Consider the following 23,332-nt stretch of genomic DNA (forward strand, 5'->3'; position numbering starts at 1 on the left):
CGTTTATAACGAAATGCGACCCTCGGCAGGAGTGACCTTTGGCCCTCCCAGGGATTCCGCCTTCAGTCCGGCCTGCAACAGACGTTTGGCCCGGCTGCGGATGAACATGCCGGAGCAGGCAGCCAGAATCTGCTGGAACAGCATACCTGAAATCACGGGCAGGGCAACGGCTGGCGGAAAGTATTTCACTGCCAGTACCGCACCTGCACTCAGATTGCGCATACCGGAGTTGAACTGAACGGCAACAGTATTCTCATAATCCCAGCGGAAACGGCGTGAGACTACAGCACCGATGACATAACCCAGTAAGACTGTGACGAAGGTAACGGCAATAATCAGGACCAGCTTGCCATCCGGATGCTTCAGATAACGGGCAATGCTAGCGCCATTGATCGACACAACGATGAACAGGCCTACTTTGACAAACGGCGCCAGCGGCGGTCCGCAGACTGCCGTAACCTTGCCTTTGCTGAACTGATTGAGCAGCATCCCCGCTACGGACGGCAGCACCACCATGTAGAGCAGGCCCCGCATCATCTCCCCAATCTCAATCTGCACACTCGCCCCCATCAGCAGATACAACGTGCCGGGTACAACCAGCGGAGAGAGCAGTGTATCGATCAGGATCAGCGCCAGCGTAAGAGCAACATTCCCGCCATGCATCGACACCCAGACCACACTGACCACACCGGTCGGAATGGCGAACAGCAGCACATACCCTGTAACTGTATACGGATCTCCCGGGAAAAAGGCCATCGCTGCCAGCCAGCCGATCAGCGGCATCACAATATGCAGAATAATCAGCAGGATGATCAGCTTCTGCGGTTTAGCCAACACTGCCAGCAAGTCACGGAAATTAGATTTCAGACTGCCGATCAGCGTCATAAAAGCAAAAATCCACGGCACCAGCCAGGTAAACGGCAGCAGCGCCGCCTCGTTAAGCACACCAACCACAATGGCTGTAGGTGTGAGCAGCGGCATGATTTTCTCAAGCACAACATTGGAAGATATTAATCCGCGTCTTATTGCACTAAGCATGTTGTATCCCTCTATGTATGGCGGGTCACACATTCCTTCTCTGCAGATTTCTTGGTCTTGGTTAACACCTCTAATGAAATCATAACAGAACCAAGCCGCCCGGAAGAGTGGAAAATTGCCAATTTGCGGAATATCCTACGCCATGCTGTTGGCGATCCCCACCACAATCCAGGACAGAATCAATATTATATTCCCCCACAGCAGCAGCTTCTTGGGAGCAGCGAACCCTTTCCACTCTCCGTCCTTAAGTCCCCAGGCATTGCTGATGATCAGCGACAATCCGTTGAAGGCAAGCCAGCCCACGACAGAGCCTAGCGGACCGAGTAATGCGGTTGCCTTGGCATAGACACCGAGTGCCAGGAACCAGACTGCAGCGGTTAACAGCGCCTTGCCGTAGGCCGGGCCTGCACCTTTGGCGAAATAATCCTTATAGGTCCGGTTCTTGATTAACAGGATAAAAGCATACGCGAAGTTAGCGATGAAGCCGCCGGACAGCGTAATTACCCAGGAAATAAGATTGGCGCTAATCCTGGCTGTTCCATCGGCAACGGCAATATCCGCCGCCTGACTCGCATAGGAGAAGCCGATATTCATCGCAGCAGAGCCTAGCCCGGCAGCTGAAGCGATAATCAGGCCTTTGGTCAGGTTGCTGCCGGAGCTTGTCCCTTGGCCGGAAGCGGTGATGATCTTTTCTTTGAGCAGGCCGGCCTTGGTAATCACGGCAACACCCGCCAGCATAATTGCTGTGCCGGTCAGCAGTACCGTAAATGAGCCAGCCGCCGGGATATTACCGAAGATGAACAGCGGAATCAGCGAACCCAGCGATGCCGATATCCCCATGTTAACACCATAGGTCAGCGAGACACCGATGGAATCAATAGCCTTACCGAACATAATTGAGCTGATGCCCCACAGGAAACCGCAGAAGGAAGCCGTCCACAGCACATCAGCAGGCGTCTGCCGGATATAGCTGAAGAAGTTGGGCACTTCAATCCATGTCCAGACTACCGGAATAATTAATATCCCTACCAGCGAGAAAATCGTCCAGAACGCTTCCCAGGAGAACGGCTGGTATTTCTTCATCCCCAGCCCGAAGCTGCCTTGGAAGCAGCAGGCCAGCAGCAATAGTAAAAACCCGTAAATCATGATGAAATCCTCCCAGTCCATATGTGTTATCTCTATTTCTATAGTAATGAAGCAGAAGGTTTCTGCATTGTTATACAGCTCATGCTGATGATTATACATGAAAGTTTTCATTCATAGTTGAAATAAAGTCAGAAATACCTGTCATTCAAAGTCATTCCCAGCAAAAAGCAGGACCACAGCGGTTGGGCTGCAATCCTGCCTGATATAATGCGTTATATCAATATCGGCTCATAAGCTCTTCTGCTGCTGCGTCCGGACTATACCCCTTGCGGGAAAAGCGCATCAAGCGCCGGGCAAGGCCGCTTCTCCAGATACTTTTCGAGCGGTGCAGGCATGTTGCTGTACAGATCCTTCAGCGAGGTGCCGCTGTAAATATTGCCGATAATAACCGGGTGGCATAGCTCGGAGATCAGAATATCGCCATTGCCGTGCAGGTGAAGCTGCTTCATGCCCTCAATGCAGTGCGGGAAGTAGACACCCGGCTGTTCCTCGAACCCCATAGCCTCCATGAACCGGTCCATACATGTGAAATAGAGGGTGGTATCCGCCGGTTTACGGGCAATCAGCTCGTTCACGGCATTCTTCAGCTGTTCCCGGGCCGCGATCGCTTTCCAGCCGGTATGCCCCATAATAATGCTGTTCTGGATCTCATGCGTTCTTACACCCATGGAATAGACATGATCGCTGATCTCGCGCATATTATCCTGTGTTTCGTTGAACAGCAGCGTTTCCAGCACCACATTTACATTTGTTTTGGCGAACATGGTGATGTTCTCTCTGATCTTGTTATAAACGCTTGTGTGGATATTGTAGTAAGCAGAGAATGCTTCGGCAGTAGTGAAATTGAAGGATATATGTATCGTAGTCAGTCCTGCATCCACCAGCTGCCCGATCCGCTCTTCATTCAGCAGGCTGCCGTTCGAGTTCAGCTGGGTCTGAATCCCGCGGGAGGTGCAGTAAGCCACAATGTCCACGCAGTCCTGGAACTTCAGCGTCACCTCACCGCCCGAGAGGCGCACACGCTTCAGATTAGGCAGCTCCTCCAGAATGCGGATAACCTCCTTGCCGTTAATGCTCTGTCCATCATTTCTATTGTAAGCGCAGCAGTAATCGCAGCGGAAATTGCAGTTCGAGGTGACCCCGACTTCCAGCCCCTCCAGCTCATAAGTCATCGGTTTATCCAGTTCCAGTGCTTTGTATTTCGTACTCATGCTCTATAGTCCTCCTATATTTAGAATCGTCAATTTAAAGGTCAACCTTTAAAATTATACAGGTTTGCCCGTCAGGTTAATGTGACATTTGATATCGCCAAGCTGAGTATGCAAGGGGGCTGCATAACAAACAGAAGCATGGGGAGGACTCATATAAATGAAAATATACAATTATATATTCATCAAAAAGACTGCCGCGTGGTCAATATCACCATACGGCAGTCTCTCTTCAGCCAGATTTAATTATAGCTATCCTTGTATAATTACTTGCAGCACCTGCTGCTACCATTCTACCGATTCGCCCATTCTGCTGAACACCGGCTGGCCAATGAGACCCAGACGCCAGATGGCAATTCCTTTGAGGCCGTAACGTTTGGCCAGGCCAATCTTCGCGTTGACGGAGGAATCATTCTCGCTGAATACTGAAATGCCGAGAATCAGCTTGTCTTTGCTGACCTGCTGCAGGGCTAGCCGGATACCTTCATCCACTTTGTCCATCGGCTCCGGCCCCTTCTCGCCCTCGTAGGCATAGGCCATAATGACCAGATCGTCAGCGAGCGAAGCCAGAGTCTTGTAATCATAGCCTTTGTAGGAGCTGTTGAGCGGATGCAGAATCACCGTCAGCTTCAGACTGGCCGCGCGTGCGGCCACGGAGAGATTTTTGACAAAAGCATTATACTGGCTCTGCACAAGCGCCTTATCTCCGGTCAAGCCCAGTCCTTCCAGATCCAGTCCTATACCCTGAAATCCCTTCTGCGAGGCCAGGTCCACGATGCTGGCGATGGTCTGCTGCTGCAGCTGCGGGTCCTCCAGATTCTTGCTTAGTTCCAGAGCTGAGTCACTGGAGTAGACCATCAGATACGGGGCTGTACCTCCCGCTGCTGCATTCTGGACAATGGATTCCGGCGTCACCTCTCCTGCAGCCTCCGGCCACCAGAAATCCTTACCGGTTGTAGTGAATTGACCGACAGGGTCAATCCGGCTCCAGCCAAAGGCTACCGCATCAAAGCTTGGAATCAGCGACACTTCGCTGTAGGCCTTCTGAGCATAGAATCCTAAAGTGTACAGATCCCGCTTGGGCGATGTAATGGATACGGTCTTGGAAGCCTGGTTCCAGGAAGCAACCGCTCCAAACTGCTGGCTGAAGAACTTGAGCGGAATCATCGTCGTCCCGCGGATATTCTGCGGCGCTACATCAAGCTTCACTACGGTTCCGTTCACGGATGCATTTTTACTGCCCAGGGTCAGGATAACTTTTGCCGGAGCTGCTTCAGCAGCGGACTTCTGCGTCGCGGTAATCTGGCGGGCTGCCTGGTTCCATTCCACCCCAATGCCCAGTGCCTCAGAAATCGCCCGGAAAGGTACCATTGTCGTTCCGCTCATGACTACCGGTTCTACCGGAAAGGGCAGCGGATAGCCGTCCAGCAGAATACTGACACCGCCTGGTGCCGCCTGTGCAGCACTTGCAGGGAGTGCCGAGTAGCTACCCAGTGAGATCGCTGCGCATAATACTATTTTAGCCAGATGCTTCATTAATAAGTTCCCCATTCTCTTATAGATAGATTATGAATCTCTCAATCTTACATCCCCTACCATTTTACCAAACCAGGAAATTATAGCAAATTAAGAGATTGTAACTATTGGGAGATTCAATTGTCTGCTATTGAAGTAGGGTAGCTGATGCATAATTCCATTCCACTTACTTCACACTCACATAAACGCGCTCAAAAAGACGCCAACCGCCCGTTCAGCCTCCACATCCACCGCCACTTCGATGAAATGTCCGACCTTCGGCTGCGGCCGCAAATCTGCCACGACCATACCTGAGGTGAACTCTCCCTGATGCTCCACGCGAACCTTCATCCGGCGCGTAGTCACCAGATCCGGCTGCAGCGCAGCCATGAGGGCCAGCGGATCATGCAGCGGCGCACTATTGATCAGATAGTTGGCTTCCCGGTAAAATTTGAAATAGTATTCGAGTGACTCCTCCATGAAGTCTATGATGGACTTGTTCTCTTCGCGTCCATGGCGCTTCAGCAGCTCAAGATGCTCTGAGGTAATCCGTGTCTGCAGTGTAACGTCCAGCCCGATCATCAGCACTGGCAGCCCAGAGGTGAATACACGGTCAGCCGCTTCCGGGTCGCCCCACAGATTGGCTTCGGCTACCGGAGTCACATTGCCCGGCTTAAAGACCGTGCCGCCCATGACCACTACCTTCTTCAGCTTGGAGGTCAACTGCGGGTCCAAATCCAGAGCGAGCGACAGATTGGTCAGCCGTCCGAGCGTTACCAGCACAATCTCACCCGGGTTCTCATCCGCCATCCGCACAATGAACTCCGCCGCCGTCTCTTGCACCGGCACTTGCCGGGAAGGGGGCAGCTGAACGCCGCCAATCCCATTCTCCCCATGCACATGGGTCGAGAAGCCTGTCAGTTCGCGCACCAGTGCCTTGGACGCTCCAAGCGCTACCGGGATGTCGTATCCGGGATCTGCGAGTGCAAGCAGCCGCAGCGTATTATCCGCCGCCTGCTGCACATCAATATTGCCAAACACCGTCGTTATCCCCTCAACTACCACATCCGGTGTGCGGAGGGCATAAAGAATAGCCAAAGCATCGTCTATTCCTGTATCACAATCAATAATCATCCGGGTTGTATTGCTGCTACTCATCTCTAACTCTCCCACTCTCTATATATACTTACTCTATCAGCCGTACTGCCCATCTTATCACGGCTCTGCGGTCTGCTCAATAAGCGGTTGTGGTTGAAGCGCATGCCGGGAAGGAGGGGAAGAGCGGCTTGATTCGCGTGGAAGATGAAGCTTGCTTGTTGATTGAGGAGGAGCCGGGGGATAGAAGCGGCGGTGGCCTGGACTGATCGGTGGTAGCATAGTTAGATGCGCGGGTGGTGCGGATTGATATGCCGGTAGTACGGTATATGTTGGCAGTATCTTTCTCTATAGGAGGAAATGTATTCGATTTTTCGCACACATTCGGCTCGTTAACCCTATCTGCGGCTCATTGTATTTGATTTTTCGAATACATTTGGCTCGTTAACCCTATCTGCGGCTCATTGTATTCGGTTTTTCGAATACATTTGGCTCCTTAACCCTATCTGCGGCTCATTGTATTCGGTTTTTCGAATACATTTGGCTCCTTAACCCTATCTGCGGCTCATTGTATTCGGTTTTTCGCATACGTTCGAATATTCCAAACGTTCGATGAGGTGAATGGAACCGTTTATCGCTACATTTAATTTCACAACGAACGTTGCTCCAAGGGCAGCCTGCTCAGAATGAGTCCAACACAGTATCTGTAGGCTTGTAGAGCGCGCGTACTAGAGGCGGTAGAGATGAAAGTCTAGTTGCAGGATTACTGGCAGAACGCTGCCTCGAAGCATGGAGTGTTGTACAATATGCAAGATTTCCGCCAGATGAGGGCCTCAGCAGCACGGATTGTTGTATTCTGTGCAAGATTTCAGCCAGATGAGGGCCTCAGCGGCACGGTTTGTTGTATTCTGTGCAAGATTTCCGCCAGATGAGGGCCTCAGCGGCACGGATTGTTGTATTCTGTGCAAGATTTCCGCCAGATAGGTGCCTTAACTGGGTGGATTGTTGTATGTTGTGCGTTGTGCAAGTTTCGCCTGAACTAAAATCGGCTCAGGGCGCGAGAGGACCCTGCGGCGGTAATGTAATCGGGATATCACCGTGCTGACCCCGGCAGATAAACACACAAAAACAGCGGCACTTCCCATTCACAATTGGGTGCGCCGCTGTTCTTACGCAGAAACGTACTGCTGTTATTCACAGCAGATTCTTCTTCAGCGCCTGATGAACCAGCCCGGCGAACAGGCTATTCGACCAGGCGAACCATGGCCGGGTATAGACCGAAGGATCATCCGCCAGAAACCCTTCATGCATATAGCCGGTTCCGGCATCCGTAGCTTCCAGCAGCGCGATCATCTCCAGCATCTCTGCATCTGTCGATGCAGTCAGGCCCTGCATGGACAAGGCCATGGGCCAGATGTATCCCTCCGGCGTATGCGGACTGCCGATTCCCCGGGCAGCCGCTCCCTCATAATAGAAGGGATTATGCTTGCTGAGAATAAACCGCCGGGTATTGCGGTAAATTTCATCATCGCTGCTGGCATAGCCCAGGTATGGAATGGACAGCAGTCCCGGTGTTCCGGCGTCGTCCATCAGACTGTAATTACCGTAGCCATCCGTCTCGTAGGCATAAATAACGCCAAACTCAGGATGACGGTATTTGCCGTATAGCTCAATTCCGTGCCTGATCTCCCCTTCAAGCTCAGCCATTTCAGCAGCCATCCTGCTGTCACGGAAGACTAAGCTTGCGATCTCCTGCATCTGGCTGAGCGAGACGGCAGCGAACATGTAGGATGGGATATGGTAGTGGAAATCGCAGGCGTCATCACTGGGCCGGAAGCCTGACCAGATCATGCCGGTATAATTGACCGGCATGCCGCGTCCGCCGCTGCGCAGCGTATCATGGAAGGGACAATTGCTGCGGCTGAAGCTGTAGGCAGATTGCTCCTGATGGCGCTGCTCGGTTTTCCACAGCCTCATGATCCCCAGCAGCATCTCTTTGAAGCCCGCGTCAAATATATCCGCCTTCCCGGTCTCCTTCCAATAGGCATATGCCAGGCGGATCGTGAAGCATGAGGAGTCCAGCTCGAATTTGCGCTCCCAGACCCATGGTGACATCTCCGTCTCGTCTCCCGCATTCCAGTGCCAGTCATTGGCAGCTTCATTGAAAGCATTCGCATACAGATCAATGCCGGCACAATGAACATGACGGCGGATCAGCCCGCTCACCATCCGCTGCAAATCCTGATCGTCTGCAAGGAGCGGAGTGTAATGCATCATCTGCTCCACCGAATCGCGCAGCCACATCGCCGGGATATCCCCGGTGATGACAAAGGTCGTTCCATCCTCCATTAGCTTCGTGGTCGTTTCCAGCGTGTTCGGAAAACAATTAAGAAATTGCTTCAAGAGTCTAGGACGGTGACCGAGCTTCTGTTCCGCTTCCTTCAGAACCGCCTGCACAGATTGCGGCAGCTTCAAAGCAGGCATTGTTACAGACGGCAATTTAAAAGAGTCCAAATTTACTGCACCCCGCTTTCCCGGACGGTCAGGCTGCAGCTGACCGTAGAAGCCGAGTGCGAGCCTACCCGCACCATGAATTCGCCAGGCTCAACAACTCGCCGCAGATCCATGCCAACCAGCTCCAGATGCTCCCGGTTCAGCGGAAATGTAACCGTCCTGCGCTCTCCGGGCTGAAGCCGGATTTTGCTGAAGCCTTTGAGCGCCAGCTCGGGGCGGGTAACCGAAGCTGCAAGATCTGACACATAGAGCTGGACAACTTCTGCCCCGGCAAGACTCCCCACGTTACTCACGTCAACATGCACCAGCGCTTCTTCATCCGGTCCGATAACTCCGGGTTCAATCCACAGGCCGCTGTACTCAAACTCCGTATAGCTAAGCCCGAAGCCGAACGGATACTGCGGCGACAGATCGGACTCCAGATACCGCTTGCCCCGTGTCCTGCGCGAATTATAATTCAGCGGCAGCTGGCCGACATGCTTCGGCAGGGTCAGCGGCAGACGTCCGGACGGGTTCACTTCTCCGAACAGGATATCAGCAATGGCGTTTCCGCCCTCCTGTCCGGGATACCAGGCTTCCAGAATGGCATCGGCCTGCTCATCCATCCACGGCTCCGTGACCGGCCTGCCATTGATGTAGACTACAATCAGCGGCTTACCCAGCTTGCGGAGTTCCCGGGCAAGCTCCAGCTGGACACCGAGCAGATGGAGTGTAGAACGGTCTATGCCTTCCCCGCAGTCCATGTCACTCCAGACATGATCCGTTACGAGGGAGGCCCCGGTGCGCAAATCGATAGTTCCGCCGCCGAAATCGCGGGCGCTTGAACCGCCGATGACCAGCACGGTGGCATCCGCCTGTGCGGCAGCCTCCAGCGCACGCGAAAATCCCTCCCGCGAGCCGTCTTTGATCCGGCAGCCCGGCGCGTAGTGTACCCGCTCAGGCTTAAGCTGCCTGCGGATTCCTTCCAGCACGGTCACGATCTGCCCCTCCGGCTGGGGGGAGGTATAATCGCCCAGCTGGTTATAGGGCGAATGGGCATTAGGCCCGATGACGGCAAGGCTGCCGATGTCCTTGCTGAGCGGCAGGGTCCGGCTGTTATTTTTCAGCAGAATGATTCCTTCCTCCGCCATCCGCCGGGCCAGCTGCTTATGTGCCTTACTGCCAATAACCTCCTTGGCCCGTGCGGGATCAGCGAATGGACGCTCGAACAAACCGAGCCGGAACTTCAGCGTAAGCACCCGGCTGACCGCCAGATCCAGCTCCGCTGCCGCTACAGCGTTCTGCTCAAGCGCCGGCGCCAGATGCCCCCGGAACATCCCGCCTGACATTTCCATATCCACTCCGGCCTTGACCGCCGCCGCTACCGCCTCTTCCCCGGTCGCAGCTGTATTGTGACCGCTTTGCAGCATGTCAATTGCGCCGCAGTCGGTGATCACGAGCCCGTCAAATCCCCACTCCTGCCGCAGCACATCCTCCAGTAGGTAGCGGTTTGAGGTGCAGGGCACACCGTCGATTTCATTATAGGCAGGCATTATGGAAGAAGCTCCGGCCTCCACCGCTTTGCGGAACGGGTAGAGATCGGTCTCATGCAGCTCCCGCAGGCCCAGATGTGCCGGAGCTCCGTTGCGTCCTCCCTCCGGGCTGCCGTATCCGGTAAAATGCTTCAGTGTAGCCGCAATGCTGTCCACTGAATCCAGCGACTGGCCCTGCAGTCCCTTCACTGCAGCAACAGCCAGTACACCAGCCAGGTACGGATCTTCACCGTAGGTCTCCTCGGTCCGTCCCCAGCGCGGATCGCGGACGACATCCAGCACCGGAGAATAGGTTACAGCTCCACCCTGGCTGCGCGTTTCCACCGCAACTGCACGGCACATCTCCTCATACAGCTCCGGGTTCCACGCGCTGCCCACTAGAAGGGGAACCGGGAACACCGTGGCTCCGACCGCCATGTGCCCATGCGAGCATTCCTCGCCGAACAGGATGGGAATGCCCAGCCTGGTGTGCTCCAGCGCATACCGCTGGAGCACATTCACTGCCTCGGCCCCTTCTTCGGGAGAGAGGCCATTCTCCAGCGTTACACCAGTCCAGGGATCGGCGCGGAGTGTCCCGTACAGCGAGCCGATCCCGCCCGCTTCCATCATCAACATGAATTCTTCCGTTATGGCAACGGTGCCGTCCTCCTGTTTGACGTAGCTTTTCCATCCGAAAGGCTGGATCAGCTGCCCGATCTTCTCCTCCATTGTCATGCGGCAGAGGAGATCGGCTACACGCTTGTCAACCGGTAATGAAGCATTTTTGTAATCCATAGTGCAGATCTCTCCTTCCTCGCATATCACGCTTTTCTCGTCCGCCTAACTTACCGGAACTGCCCGATGAATTTCACAGCTGCGGCGATATCGTCTTCAGGTCGGTCGCCGACTTCTCTTTCCACGGTCAGATACCCTTTATAGCCGATATCCTGAAGGGCGGTGAAATAAGCCGGGAAATCAACGCTCCCTTCGCCCGGAGGAACCTCCCGGAAGCCTGCTCCGCCCTCGCCCATTACCGCAATCCGCTCATGATCCAGCACGCCATACACATCATACGGATCGACCTCGCGCAGTCTCACGCCGTCTTTGACATGAGTGTGCACGATATAGTCACGCAAAGTATACACTCCCTGGACGGGATCATCTCCGGTCACCATGACCATATTCGCCGGGTCAAAGTTCACAGACATCCCATGGGTATTCAGCGAATCCAGGAAGGATTTCAATCTGGCCGCAGGCTCCGGTCCCGTCTCGATGGCGAAGTAGCCGCCGCGTGCGGAAGCATATACAGCCAGCTCATTGCAGGCCTCCTGCAGAATGGCATATTCCGGGTCGCCGGGATCTTCCGGCACAATCCCTATATGTGTCGTAACGATGCGGCAGTCCAGATCAAGCGCAAGGTCGAGCGCCAGCTTCGACTTGCTGATTTTCCAGCCATTCTCGGCCGGATTCTTAAATCCCTGACCGCCGTAATCCGCACACAGCGCTGACAGCTCAAGATTAAGCTCCGCCAGATAAGCCTTAATAGCCTTCCGGTCCTGCAACATCAGCTTGGCCGGGTCCATTTCGCCCTGGATCGCCCAGAGCTGTACACCTTCTGCGCCAATGTCCCTGGCGGTCTGCAGATTGCTGCGCAGATCCCGGCCGAAGCTGTCGGCGATCACACCGATTTTATTGGACAACCCCATTCTTGCTCACCCTCCCCTTCATTCTTCACATGTATGGTTATTGCAGCTTCACTTGGATCTGTACCTGCTGCGGGCGGTAGACCGACAACAGCTGTCCATCAAGACCGGCGGCGAACATCACGGTCCGCTCCTGCTCCAATGTGAAGGTATACTCCGCACCGTGCTGCGGATCGCGTACAGTAATCCCGGCATCACTGCCATATTCGGATACGAAGATATACAGGCTGCCTCCTGCAAAAGCCAGCTTGCGCCCGTAAACGCCCGGCAGCTCTCCTCCTTGAAGCCAGTGCAGCTCAGGCTGTACTCCAGCCGTCTTGACCGCTGATGCGTATAGCGCCTGGATCGGCTCCCAGCGTTCATTCAGCTCCACGGGCAGCGGACAATACATGAACCTGCCGGCTCCGATGGCTACCTCCAGCATTCCCAGTTCCCCTCTGCTTCCGGCGGGCCGTTCCACTGCCAGATTGCCGATTTTCTTCTGGCCAAAAGCTACAGGGAAACGCTCCTCTCCCAGCTTCAGCATTTCCTCGCGCAGGATATTGCCTTGCTCAAGCCTGCCAAGCTCTTCACGCAGACGATCCCCGGCCGGTCCCCAATGCTCATCCAGCTGCAGCGGCCCGCTCCATAGCACCGTACTTCCCTGCCGGGCCAGCTCCAGCAGTTGTCTGAAGGCTTCATCCGCGAAGTTATGCGCACTTGGCACAATAATCAGCTTGGCAGGATGGCGCTCCAGCGCCTCCAGATGATATTCGCCAATTCCGCGCGGGTGCACGTTCATTCCGAACGCCAATACCCGCACGGCCTGGGTCGTAGCCTCGAAGGCCAGCTTGCGGTTCGAGAAATCATTCGAGAACGGATAGATCACCGCAATCTCTTCCAGCTCCCGCGACTCGAACAGCCCGCCGATCTCCGCCATAAAGCTGCCGAAATCATAGGAGACATCCGCTTCCGGCTTCTGGGTTCCATCGGCACGCAGGGCACCGATATTAGACTCATTGGCGTTGTTCATGAAGTAATTGGTGTTCCAGATCCACTGCACCGCACCCGCACCGCCCGTCGAGAAGGAATAGGCATATTTGCGTTCCAGGATGTTGCGCAGCTCCTCTTCCGTGCGTTTGGCGATCCCGTCCGGACGCTGGACATGCATAATGCCGGTCTCCTGAATGAGATTCGGCTTATCCGGCGTCTTGGTGAAGATCCCGTCCCAACCGAGGTGATCCATCTGCCACCAGGTATGAACCGTTGTATAATCCACAGTCTCTGCATAAAAGAATGGAGAAGGCCGCTGCGAGCAGATGCCCTCATCCTGGCCCACCGTCGCCAGGTGCGACGGATCGGATCGGCGGATGGTTCTAATCAGCTCTGAGGCCCAGCGGTTATGCATATCCATGCTGAACAGGGAAAAATCCGTCCAGCGCAGCCATTTCTTCGGCTGCACCACACTCTGGAAGTACGTGTCATTCGGGTCCGGCGCAACGGCAGCTTCGAACGAAGGCAGCTGGCCGGGCGTCATATTCCAGCGCTCCTGGAGGGCAGCGATATCGTTGCCATATTTACCGCGCAGCCATTCGCTCCATGCCGCCTGCTCGAAGCGGTCGCCAGCTGTGTACGGCCCTTCAAAGACACGGCGCGGATGAAACAGCGAGGGCTCATTGATCAGATCCCAGTGCACATTGGTAGTCCCTTTCTGGCGGGAAACGATGGAGGCAATGAACCGTTTCTGCGCCTCTACAGAGCGCGGGTCCAGATAAGGATTCTCTCCTTCCCACGCTTCCGGCGCGAAGGAGAAGAAGGTAAACGTTACTTCCAGCTCATGCCGCTTGGCGGTCAGCACAAAGGCATCCACCGCACGCATGATATCTTCGGCGGCATGTCCGTCCGCGAACATGACCATCCGGTAGCCGGTCCAGATCCCGGTGCGGATCAGATTGATTCCGGCACGCTTCATCTCGGCCATATCCGCCTCCCAGCGGTCCACATTCGGCAGCTGCAGAAATTTTCGTGAGACATCCGAGGTCATATAGGTCATGCCCACGATCGGCACCGGTTTGCCGCCCCGGCGGAAATAATCGCGGCCCGCGCTCAGCGGCTCCCCGCTCTGCAGAAGCGCCCGGTCCATCCCCCAGAAGGCCTGCGTAAGTACACGCCTCTCCCCGCGCGTGGATTCCGCAGTGCAGCTTACACGGTACAGACCCGGCTCAAGCCGCCGGGGAACCGGCAAACGCACAAACTGCAAATCCGGTGCGGCCGGTCCCGCGTTCAGCTCCGCCCGGGCCTCCCACAGCACTTCATCCGTTCCATCCTTGCTCACTTCCAGCTTGAAATGCCACACAGCATCCGGCGCAGAAGTCCGCGACAACGACTGAAGCTGCAAGGTCAGCAGCGCCTGCTCCCCTGGCTCGTATGAGGCAAAACTGCTCTTCAGCCATATTTCTGTTACGCCGTGAGCAGTATATTCTGCGAGCTTGCGCAGCAGCTCCGGCCCGCCGTTGCTCCAGAAAAGTTCATCCAGCTCCTGATTGATCAGAATCCAGCGGCTTCCGGCGTAGTCTCCCTTGTATAACTCCAGCAGAACAACCGGAGCGGAACGCTCACGTCCCGTGCTGTCCGTCCCGGTCAGCAGCGGATAGATGAACATATCCATCGGGCCGCAGGCACCCATCTCCTCGGGGATATCACTTGTCTTCGTGGGCTGCAGCGTTAGTCCCCACGTAGGCTTAACCGTGAACAGCGCCTTGTAGTTCTCCAGCAGCGGATATTCGGAGGGAGCTTTGAAGAAGGCTACCGGAGCGGGACTGACAGCCAGCGCATCATGAATGTTCAGCAGCTGGTGATAGGCGACCTGCGGGCGTTCCACCTTCCAGCCTTCAACTCCGGCAGTTACAGGCTCTCGAAAAGGAATTCCGCCGGTATGCAGCAGCCCGCCGCCGCTGCGCAGGTAAGCATGGATATCGTTCCAGGCCGCTTTGGGAAAGTAGGGCCCATGCAGCTGAACCAGTGCATCCCAGCCGCCAGCCCGGAGGCGTTCTGCCAGCTCAGATGCATCCGCCATAGTAGCCCATTGCTCCAGACCTTCAAGATTGCTGCGGGATGGCCTGTCACCCGAATAAGGAAATGTCTCGTCGTAAAATACCAGTATGTTCATGTCCATCCCCGTTTCTTGTTGTTGTGCAGAGTGCAGGTTGCTGGGCTCTGCCCTATGCCTGCTCCCACAGCCGCCGGACATTCTCCATGGCCAGCTGTGTTCCAACTTTGCATTCTTCGCGTCCTTCAAACTCAATTGAGATAAACCCGTCGTAACCGGAGTTCTTGACAGCCGATGTGATGGCCGCAAGCTCCAGATCGCCATGACCTGCAACAGCCCCCAGCAAATACCGTCCTGCTGCGCTGCGGAACCAGCCGCCTCCAGGATCGCGGTCCCCCGGGCGTATGTAGAAATCCTTGAAATGCACCATGGAAGCAAAGGGGGCATTCTTCTGGACTGCCGCCAGCGGGTCTTCATCGACGACAACGAAATTGCCAATATCCAGCGTAGTACGGAAGTTCTCCCGGTCAACGGCATCCACCAGTCCAAGCACACGGTCGCTGGCCTGCAGAAGATAGCCATGGTTCTCGATGCTGGTGGTAATGCCGAAGCCTGCCGCGTAATCAGCTATCTCACGGCAGCCTTCAGTCAGCCGGGCGAACTGCTTCCGGTAATGCCGGATTGACGTATCCGGATGTGTAGCGGCGTCATGCCGCAGCAGCTTCACGCCAAGCCGGACTGCCATGTCCACTTCCGTCTTCAGCCGGGCAATCTCTGCATGAAAGCTCTCCTCACTCTCTGTAATCAGATTGCCGCGTACGGCATAATTGGACAGCTCTATGCCACATTCTGCCGCTTTGCTGCGGATTTGCTCAGCAAGACCATCCTGTTTATGCAGATCGTATCCGACCGGCACCAGCTCAACATGCTCCCCGCCTGCGGCTGCCGTCCATTCGATGACGCCCAGAACATCCATCTCACCGCTCTGAATCGCTTTATACAAACTGTAGGTGCTTACGCCAAGCTTCATTTTCTTCACTCCTAAAGTTTTGTGAGCGTTACCCGCTATATGTCTTCGTACAAAACTCGCTTCGGAAGCTAACTCTTAAGTTTAGTGAGCATTTGCTTCCAGTCATGGCTTCGGCTAAACTCGCTTCGCAAGCATTCGCTTATGTTTAGTTAGCATTTGCTTAATGTCATTGACTACGATAAATTATGACCGCAGCAAGTTTTCAATTGCGCTACCGCTCCTGCTCCTCCAGTTCTAATCCCGTTATCAATCTTACATCCTGCAGAAAATACAACATTTCCCGCAAAATTCCGCTTCTATTCAAAGAATGTTGTATGAAAGGCAGCATTTATGCTCCTGCGAGCGGATATTGCAGAGGATTCTTGTATTTCATACAACAATTGTTGCGAATCTCCCATTTTATAAGAACCTAAGTTGTAGTACGTACAACATTTTGTCCGGGTCAGTCCGGGCAATGGGCAATTCATCTTAAAATCCGGCTTCAGCTAAACCCTCTCCTCAAACACTCAAAAAACAATTTCCTTCCCCAGCTCCGCCGATTCGTAAATCCCGCACAGCATGCGCATGATCTCTACGCCGTCCGACACCGGACTTAGCGGCTCGCGGCGCTGCTGCACACATTCAATGAAATGATCAATCTCATTCTGAAAGGCGGTGTCCAGATGAAATCCGGGATGTGTAGTCTGCGGTGTAGTATTGAGAATCGTATTATTCTTCTCCGTGGTGAAGGACAGCACAGGATCAACCTCAACCCCGCCCTTGTCCCCATAGAGTTGAATGGTTGTCTTGTTCTCTTTGGCATGCAGAGTGAAGCTGGCGTCAAGCATCAGGGAAGCTCCGCCTTCGAAGCGGATCAGCGCATTAGCCATATCCTCCACTGAGCTTGCAGTAGCATCGTAATCCGCAGCCCGGTAGGCGGCCAAATGCTGCACATTCGACCGGTTGCCAAGCTGATAATAGGTGTTGGCAGAGACGGATTTCACCTTGGGCCGGCCCATCAGATACCAGCAGAGGTCCACAACATGAACGCCGATATCAATGACAGGCCCGCCGCCGGAACGTGATCTGTCAGCGAACCAGCCCCCCGGATTCCCGATCCGGCGGATACTGGAAGCACGTGCATAATAGAACGCTCCAAATTCACCAAGATCCGTAAATTGCTTGACGAGCTGAGCGTTGTTGTCATAACGCCGTACATAGCCGATTTGCAGAATCTGACCTGACCTGTTCACCGCCTCTTCTATCCGCAGTGCGGATTCCACCGTGGTGGTCAGCGGCTTCTCCAGCAGCACATCAATGCCGGCCTGAACAGCGGCAACAGCAATTTCCTCATGCGTATTGTTCCAGGTGCAGATGCTGACCGCATCAATCCCCGCTTCCGCGAACATCTCCCGGTAATTGGTATAAATCTTGGCCGCACCATATTTGTCAGCGGTCAGCTTGGCCCGCGCCTCATTCAGATCGCATACTGCATGGATCTGTACATCCGGGTTATTGCGGTAGGCATTCAGGTGCAGCTCAGAAATGGTGCCTACTCCTACGATGCCGATTTTGATCATAGCCATGTCACATCCCATCCCTTCTATAATGGAGAATCAATTCAGCCAGTGCCGAAGCTGCGGAGACTACCTCCTGCACTGACACCCATTCATTGTCCGTATGCGCCTGACCGATATCTCCCGGTCCGAAAACAACCGACGGCACGGAGACACGGGCCAGCTTGCTGGCATCCGTCCCATAGGCGGCCCCATGCTCATGGCGGCCTTCAGCATAACCGGTAACTGCCGATGCCAGCTGGAGCACCAGCGGATGACTGCCGGAGGTCTCCATCGCATAGTCGATAATAAACGGCTCCTGTACGGTTAGCTTCAAACCCGGAACATTCTGCTTCAGCTCCTGCAGTCTATCCTTGAATCCCTGCCATACCTCCAGCGGCTCCTCGCCCGGAACCGTCCGCCGGTCGATGGTGATCCGGCAGCTGCCCGGTATTGTATTCGGCGCAGCTCCGCCGGTGATCTCGCTGATGCAGTGCGTCGGCGCTCCGACCAGCGGATGCTCCTGCAGGGCATACAATGGTGCTATCTCTTCCTTCAGATAGCGGATCACCTCGGCCATCTGTTCAATCGCGTTGACGCCTTTGCCCGGCTCGGAGCTGTGGCCCGGCTTGCCGTGCACATCAATATAGAACCGCACACAGCCCTTATGGGCGATTACCCGGTGGAGACCGGTAGGCTCCCCGACCACCGCTCCGCAATAACTCAGCTCACCGGAGCTGATTGAGGCAGCAAGCCTGCTGACTCCGGTGTAGCGGTACTCCTCATCTATGACTGCAGCCACATGCACGCCCACCGGAAGCGGCAGACCGCTGCGTTTCAGCGCAGCAACGGCGACCAGCATCGCAGCCAGCGAACCTTTGGTATCACAGGCGCCGCGCCCGTACAGCCTGCCGTCTGTCACAGTTCCGGCGAACGGATCAATGGTCATCCCGGTGGTCTGAACGGTATCCATATGCGCCTCCAGCAGCAGTGCAGGGCCGGGATGCTGACCCGGCAGCATCCCTATAATGTTGCTGCGGCCCGGCTCTACAAGCTGCTCCATGTACGGAATTCCATGCTCCGCCAGATACTGCTTCACATAATCTGCGACACCTGCCTCTCCGCAGCCCCCTTCAAAGGCCGGATTGACACTTGGAATAGCCACCAGCTCCTGCAGTACCCGGGTGATTTCTGCGGGATCGATCTCCACCTGTCCCATAGATAAGCCAGCCTCCTTTTACGTACGGTTGTTTCTGTCATCTTTCATACCGGCGGTCCCTCCATCACGTAATACAGCCCCGGGCATCCACCGTAATCCATTCTGACCACCGGCCCTTACGCACACCCGCCACACGATTGTTGAGGTTCGGAATGACACAGGAATGGTTCGGGATAATCTCAATCCGGTCCCCGATCTGAAACGGCTCCGTGAGCGGATCAAACTGCAGGAAGCCATGCTCTTCATTCAGCGCAGCCAGCTTCACCTGCGGATGTCCGACAATAATGCCGAAGCCGTCGCGCCCGTGGGCTTTGTCACTGGTCAGGCTTTTGGTGCCGGCATCGATGGTTGCCCGCCCAGGCAACGGTGTACTTACTACAGTGGCAATCACGCGCAGCGCGCAATCCTCCTCAGACGCAAGCCCCATCCCTACACCGGAAGCATCAAAAAACACATAGTTCCCCGCACGCACCTCCGTCACCCCATCCAGCTCCCGGCACATCAGGGCAGCGGGCGAAGATCCCGTGCTGATTACATCCACCGGCAGCCCGGCTACTCTGAACATTGCTGCCGTATTCAGCATCAGTGCCGCTTCCTCACGGGTGGCTTCGATGAAAGCCGCTTCGCCGGTATTCTGGTATATCGTTCCGAAATAGCCCATCAACCCGGCGATCCGGATGCCCGGCAGCTCCTGGATGGTCCGGGCAAACTGCAAGGCATCCTCACCTGCCTGCCGGCCTCCCCGGTGCAGCCCGCCGTCGATCTCGATCAGTACCTCCACCGGCTTCCCGGTCTTCACGCCGACCTCCGACAGACCGGCGGCTCCGGCGATGCTGTCAGCTGTGGTGATCATCCCGCACTTCATATGCAGCGCGGCGAACCGGTCCAGCTTATCGACGCCGATCAGCGGATAAGCGATCAGAATCGATTCCACGCCAGCAGCTGCAAACACTTCGGCCTCCGCCAGCTTGGCTGTCGTAATTCCGATCGCGCCTGCGGCCAGCTGGAGCTTAGCGATGGCTGCCGACTTATGCGATTTGATATGCGGACGATGCTGAATTCCGCAAGCTTTGAGCCGCCCTGCCATGCCGTCAATGTTGCGCTGCAGAATATCCATGTCAATGATTGCGGCAGGTGTCGGCAAGTCCCCATAGAGGCTCATGCTTCTGTTACCTCTACAATCAGCTCGATTTCCACCGGGGTGTCAAAGGGCAGCTCATTGGCCGAGATCGCTGAGCGGGCATGTCTGCCTTTATCACCCAGCACCTCTACGAGCAGATCCGACGCACCATTGATGACATACGGCTGCTCCACAAAGCCCGGAGCCGAATTGACAAAAGCCAGCATCTTCACCACCTGCTTAATCCGGTCCAGCTCTCCCAGATGCTCCTTGAGGACAGCCAGGAGATTGATAGCCACCTGGCGGGCGGCGGCATAACCCTGCTCCACGGTCAGATCGGAGCCCACCTTACCCGTCAGCATCAGTGTTCCGTTAATACGGCAGTCATTGCCCGAGGTATACACGACGTTGCCCACCTGCTTAGCAGGCACATAAGTCGCTACAGCCGGAGGCACCTTCCCCAGTACAATTCCCTTCTCTTCCAGCAGCTTCTCTACATTTCCCATGCTTCTCGCTCCTTAGATTCAGATGTTGTTACTAAATTGATTGTTAAGCTTCTATAAATTAATGATGGCATGAATGCTTGCAGATACCGGCCCGGATCAGCTCCCCGGGACGTTCCCCGCTGCGCTTGCCGTGTGACAGGGTGCGCACACCGTTCACCCACACCTGTGAAATGCCTGACGGCGCAAGTGTCGGCGCCAGATAAGTCGCCCCGTCCGTAATCGTATCCGGGTCAAACATCACAATATCTGCCTGATAGTCCGGCACAAGCAGGCCGCGCTTGCCCAGCTTGAAGCGCTGTGCAGGGAATGAGGTTACCTTCCGTACCGCCTGCTCCAGCGTAAGGCGCTTATCCTGCCGCACATATTTGGCGAACAGCCGCGGGAAGGTTCCGTAGGTGCGCGGATGCGGCTTACCGGTCACACAGCCCAGGCTGTCGGAGATAATGACCGAATGCTCCCAGGCTACCAGATGGTCCACATCTGCCTGAGACATATGAAAATACACAATCGACACTCTGCCGTCTTCCTGCAGCAGCAGATCCAGCGCACAGTCAATGGGATCGTCTCCCCGCTCCCGGCTGATCTCAAGAATATGCCTGCCTTCCAGCAGCTGTCCCGCAGCCGTAACAGCCGCAGAGACATAGATGCTCTGCCAGCCTGTTGAGGCCACAAGATTATCCCACTCCGTCTGCTCGTGGCGAAGCTCTTCCCTGATCCGCCCGCGCTGTACCGGGTCACGCAGGCGATCAAGCACAGCGCTTATGCCGCCTTCCAGCGCCCACGGCGGCAGCACGGTAGTCAGCGAGGTTGAGCCCGCTTCGTAGGGATATACATCGCAAGCGACATCAAGCCCTCTTGCCCGGGCATCCACAATCAGCTCCAGCACCTCGTTCACCTTGCCCCAGTTGATCCTGCCTGCCGCCTTGACATGGCAGACCTGCAGCGGGACACCGCTGCGCTCGGCAATCCACAGCACCTCCTTGACGGAGGCGATCAGATTATTGCCTTCGCCGCGGATATGCGCCGCCAGCATTCCGTTATAGCGCGGCAGCACGGAGCAGAGCTCGGCAAGCTCCTCCTTGGAGGCATAGCTGCCGGGGGAGTACAACAGACCGATGGACATGCCAATCGCCCCTGCTTTCATCCCCTCCTCCAGCAGTTCTTTCATGACGGCCATTTCCTGCCGGACTGCCGGGCGGTTGTCGAAGCCCATTGCGGCAATCCTCAGCGGTCCATGGGCCACATATGTCGCCAGATTCTCAGCCGGCCGGGAAGACGCCAGCACCTCCATATATTCACCGGCAGTCCGCCAGGACCACGGCACATCTGAGGCACCGATTACAGGTTCTACATAGGAGCGGAGCATATCCAGGCGGTCCGGATGATAAGGCGCCGGAGCCAGCCCGCAGTTCCCTACAACCTCTGTTGTAACCCCCTGGCTCATCTTCACCTCGCTGAAGGGCTGCTCCAGAATCATCAGATCCGAATGGGTATGCCCGTCTATGAATCCCGGGGCGATCACCTGCCTTCCGGCTTCGATCACCTCGCGGGCTTCTGCGTCAATCATTCCTACGGCAGCAATCCGGCCGTCCCTCATACCCACATCTCCAATGAACCACGGATTTCCGCTGCCATCGACAATTCTGCCGTTCTTAATCAATGTATCGAGCATCGCCGTCCTCCTCTCTGTTCCCGCTCACCCACATAGTTATCCTCGTTCGATACCATCCGCGAAGACCGAAGTTCCGCGCTGGCTGCGCGCCCATTCCGCTACCCGGGAAGGATCACCTTCCCACAGGCGTTCCCGGCCCCACTGATTGGCTTCGGGCTTGCCTTCACATTCCACGCGGATCACCGGGAACAGGCGTGACGGCGCTTCTGCCGGCAGGCCTGTGATGAATAATTCTGCGTCCCGCTGCTCGAATTCCAGCGTCTGGCCGGTGGTCAGCAGAGTTACAGACTTCACTTTGCTGGTCAAATCCGCCAGTCTCATTACGGGCCGTCCATCCCAGAAGCGGATGATCAGATACAGGAAGTTCTCCCGCGTCGTCTGCCGCCCTCTGGTGATGAATTCCGTAATGGAGCCGCCGTCCGAGCCGTAGATGGCCTCGCCGTGCACCTCCAGCCAGCGGCCGATATCGAGCGCCCGCTCCACAAATTCCGGAGGCAGCTCTCCATCCGCTGTCGGGCCGCAGTTCAGCAGCAGATTGCCGCCGTGTGCCCCGCCCTTCTCCGCGCATTCACAGAGCATATCCAGCAAATAATCAGCCGGACGCCACCGTTCCCCGAACACATGGCTCCAGAGCCGCCAGGTGGTCACCTGGCACGATTCCCATAGCCGTTTGCGGTCAGCCACAATCAGGTGCTCCGGGGTACCGAAGTCGCCCAGTGTATCCGAGTCGCCCGCACCCACACCGCCATCCGCGCGGTATTCATCATGGGTGCTGGAATAGCCCAGCCGGTTGTTGACCAGAATGCCCGGCTGCAGCCTGCGCATTTCCTCCAGCAGCTCGACGCTCTGAAGCTCATCGGCATTCCTCGGCCACACGCCATCGAAGAAGAAGTGATCGATCTGGCCGTAATTGGTGAGCAGCTCCTTCACCTGGTTGTGCAGGTAAGCCCGCACCTTCTCCCAGCCCTCCGGGTCTTTGGCCGGACCGTCGAAATAGGCCGGCAGCCGCCAGTCAATCCAGGAGTAGTACAGTCCGATCCGCAGCCCCGCCTTGCGGAAGGCATCCACATACTCGCGGACGAAGTCACGCTGCGGAGCCAGCTTGGCGCTGGAGTAGTCGGTATAGGCGCTGTCCCACATACAATAGCCGTCATGATGCCTGGTTGTGAAGCAGGCATATTTGAAGCCGGCCTTCACTGCAGTCGCTGCCCACAGCTCGGGATCAAAATGCTGCGGGTTCCACGCAGCAGCCTGCTCAGCATATTCCCGCTGGTCCAGATGCTCGCGGAACAGAATCTGCTCCCCACGGGCGTGCTGCGCATAAGGGCCCCAGTGAATGAACATGCCGTAGCGGCTTTCAGTGAACCACTTCCAGTGGTCCGGTACAGTGAAATCTAGTGTCGTCATGAGCTTCCTCCTGTTGTTTCCTCTTATTTTGGGCGTGTTAAATCTACAGCTGCCCGGAATTCAGGCAGCTGCAGGTTGACGTATG

Annotated in this window: 16 protein-coding genes; all 16 read right to left on the reverse strand. The window is 55.8% G+C overall.

Features of this window, described 5'->3' with window-relative positions:
* Positions 1 to 3: 3 nt before the first annotated feature.
* Positions 4 to 1,038, reverse strand: a complete 1,035-nt coding sequence (locus GC101_RS19020) for a bile acid:sodium symporter family protein (protein ID WP_171718503.1) — start codon at positions 1,036 to 1,038, stop codon at positions 4 to 6.
* 135 nt (positions 1,039 to 1,173) lie between these two features.
* Complete coding sequence (locus tag GC101_RS19025) at positions 1,174 to 2,184, reverse strand: L-rhamnose/proton symporter RhaT (protein ID WP_171718504.1); 1,011 nt, start codon at positions 2,182 to 2,184, stop codon at positions 1,174 to 1,176.
* A 257-nt stretch (positions 2,185 to 2,441) separates the two neighbouring features.
* Positions 2,442 to 3,395 (reverse strand): radical SAM protein, encoded by a 954-nt coding sequence (locus GC101_RS19030; RefSeq protein ID WP_039303158.1) that lies wholly within the window; start codon positions 3,393 to 3,395, stop codon positions 2,442 to 2,444.
* A 282-nt stretch (positions 3,396 to 3,677) separates the two neighbouring features.
* Positions 3,678 to 4,928 carry a stalk domain-containing protein gene (locus GC101_RS19035; RefSeq protein WP_171718505.1) on the reverse strand — a complete coding sequence of 417 codons (1,251 nt, stop codon included), beginning with the start codon at positions 4,926 to 4,928 and terminating at the stop codon, positions 3,678 to 3,680.
* Positions 4,929 to 5,105: 177 nt separating this feature from the next.
* Complete coding sequence (locus tag GC101_RS19040; RefSeq protein WP_171718506.1) at positions 5,106 to 6,065, reverse strand: nucleoside hydrolase; 960 nt, start codon at positions 6,063 to 6,065, stop codon at positions 5,106 to 5,108.
* A gap of 1,131 nt (positions 6,066 to 7,196) precedes the next feature.
* Positions 7,197 to 8,516, reverse strand: a complete 1,320-nt coding sequence (locus tag GC101_RS19045) for a glycoside hydrolase family 125 protein (RefSeq protein ID WP_171718507.1) — start codon at positions 8,514 to 8,516, stop codon at positions 7,197 to 7,199.
* 2 nt (positions 8,517 to 8,518) lie between these two features.
* Positions 8,519 to 10,822, reverse strand: a complete 2,304-nt coding sequence (locus GC101_RS19050; protein ID WP_171718508.1) for a glycoside hydrolase family 3 N-terminal domain-containing protein — start codon at positions 10,820 to 10,822, stop codon at positions 8,519 to 8,521.
* Positions 10,823 to 10,872: 50 nt separating this feature from the next.
* Positions 10,873 to 11,733 carry a sugar phosphate isomerase/epimerase family protein gene (locus GC101_RS19055; protein WP_171718509.1) on the reverse strand — a complete coding sequence of 287 codons (861 nt, stop codon included), beginning with the start codon at positions 11,731 to 11,733 and terminating at the stop codon, positions 10,873 to 10,875.
* Positions 11,734 to 11,770: 37 nt separating this feature from the next.
* Positions 11,771 to 14,878 carry a glycoside hydrolase 5 family protein gene (locus GC101_RS19060; RefSeq protein WP_171718510.1) on the reverse strand — a complete coding sequence of 1,036 codons (3,108 nt, stop codon included), beginning with the start codon at positions 14,876 to 14,878 and terminating at the stop codon, positions 11,771 to 11,773.
* Between the two features lie 52 nt (positions 14,879 to 14,930).
* Positions 14,931 to 15,788, reverse strand: coding sequence for a sugar phosphate isomerase/epimerase family protein (locus tag GC101_RS19065; RefSeq protein ID WP_171718511.1), 858 nt, complete (start codon positions 15,786 to 15,788; stop codon positions 14,931 to 14,933).
* Positions 15,789 to 16,294: 506 nt separating this feature from the next.
* Positions 16,295 to 17,353, reverse strand: coding sequence for a Gfo/Idh/MocA family protein (locus tag GC101_RS19070; RefSeq protein ID WP_171718512.1), 1,059 nt, complete (start codon positions 17,351 to 17,353; stop codon positions 16,295 to 16,297).
* 1 nt (position 17,354) lies between these two features.
* Positions 17,355 to 18,542 (reverse strand): M20 family metallopeptidase, encoded by a 1,188-nt coding sequence (locus GC101_RS19075; protein WP_171718513.1) that lies wholly within the window; start codon positions 18,540 to 18,542, stop codon positions 17,355 to 17,357.
* Between the two features lie 64 nt (positions 18,543 to 18,606).
* Positions 18,607 to 19,704, reverse strand: coding sequence for an alanine racemase (locus tag GC101_RS19080; RefSeq protein ID WP_171718514.1), 1,098 nt, complete (start codon positions 19,702 to 19,704; stop codon positions 18,607 to 18,609).
* Positions 19,701 to 20,168: a RidA family protein gene (locus GC101_RS19085; RefSeq protein WP_039303920.1), complete on the reverse strand. Its 468-nt coding sequence runs from the start codon at positions 20,166 to 20,168 to the stop codon at positions 19,701 to 19,703. The genes GC101_RS19080 and GC101_RS19085 overlap by 4 nt, the downstream gene beginning before the upstream one ends.
* Positions 20,169 to 20,226: 58 nt before the next feature.
* Positions 20,227 to 21,840: an N-acyl-D-amino-acid deacylase family protein gene (locus GC101_RS19090; protein ID WP_171718515.1), complete on the reverse strand. Its 1,614-nt coding sequence runs from the start codon at positions 21,838 to 21,840 to the stop codon at positions 20,227 to 20,229.
* Positions 21,841 to 21,876: 36 nt separating this feature from the next.
* On the reverse strand, positions 21,877 to 23,247 hold the full coding sequence (locus GC101_RS19095; protein WP_171718516.1) for an alpha-L-fucosidase: 1,371 nt from the start codon (positions 23,245 to 23,247) through the stop codon (positions 21,877 to 21,879).
* Positions 23,248 to 23,332: the final 85 nt, after the last annotated feature.

It is taken from the genome of Paenibacillus phytohabitans (assembly GCF_013141775.1).
Taxonomy (GTDB): Bacteria; Bacillota; Bacilli; order Paenibacillales; family Paenibacillaceae; genus Paenibacillus_AQ; species Paenibacillus_AQ phytohabitans.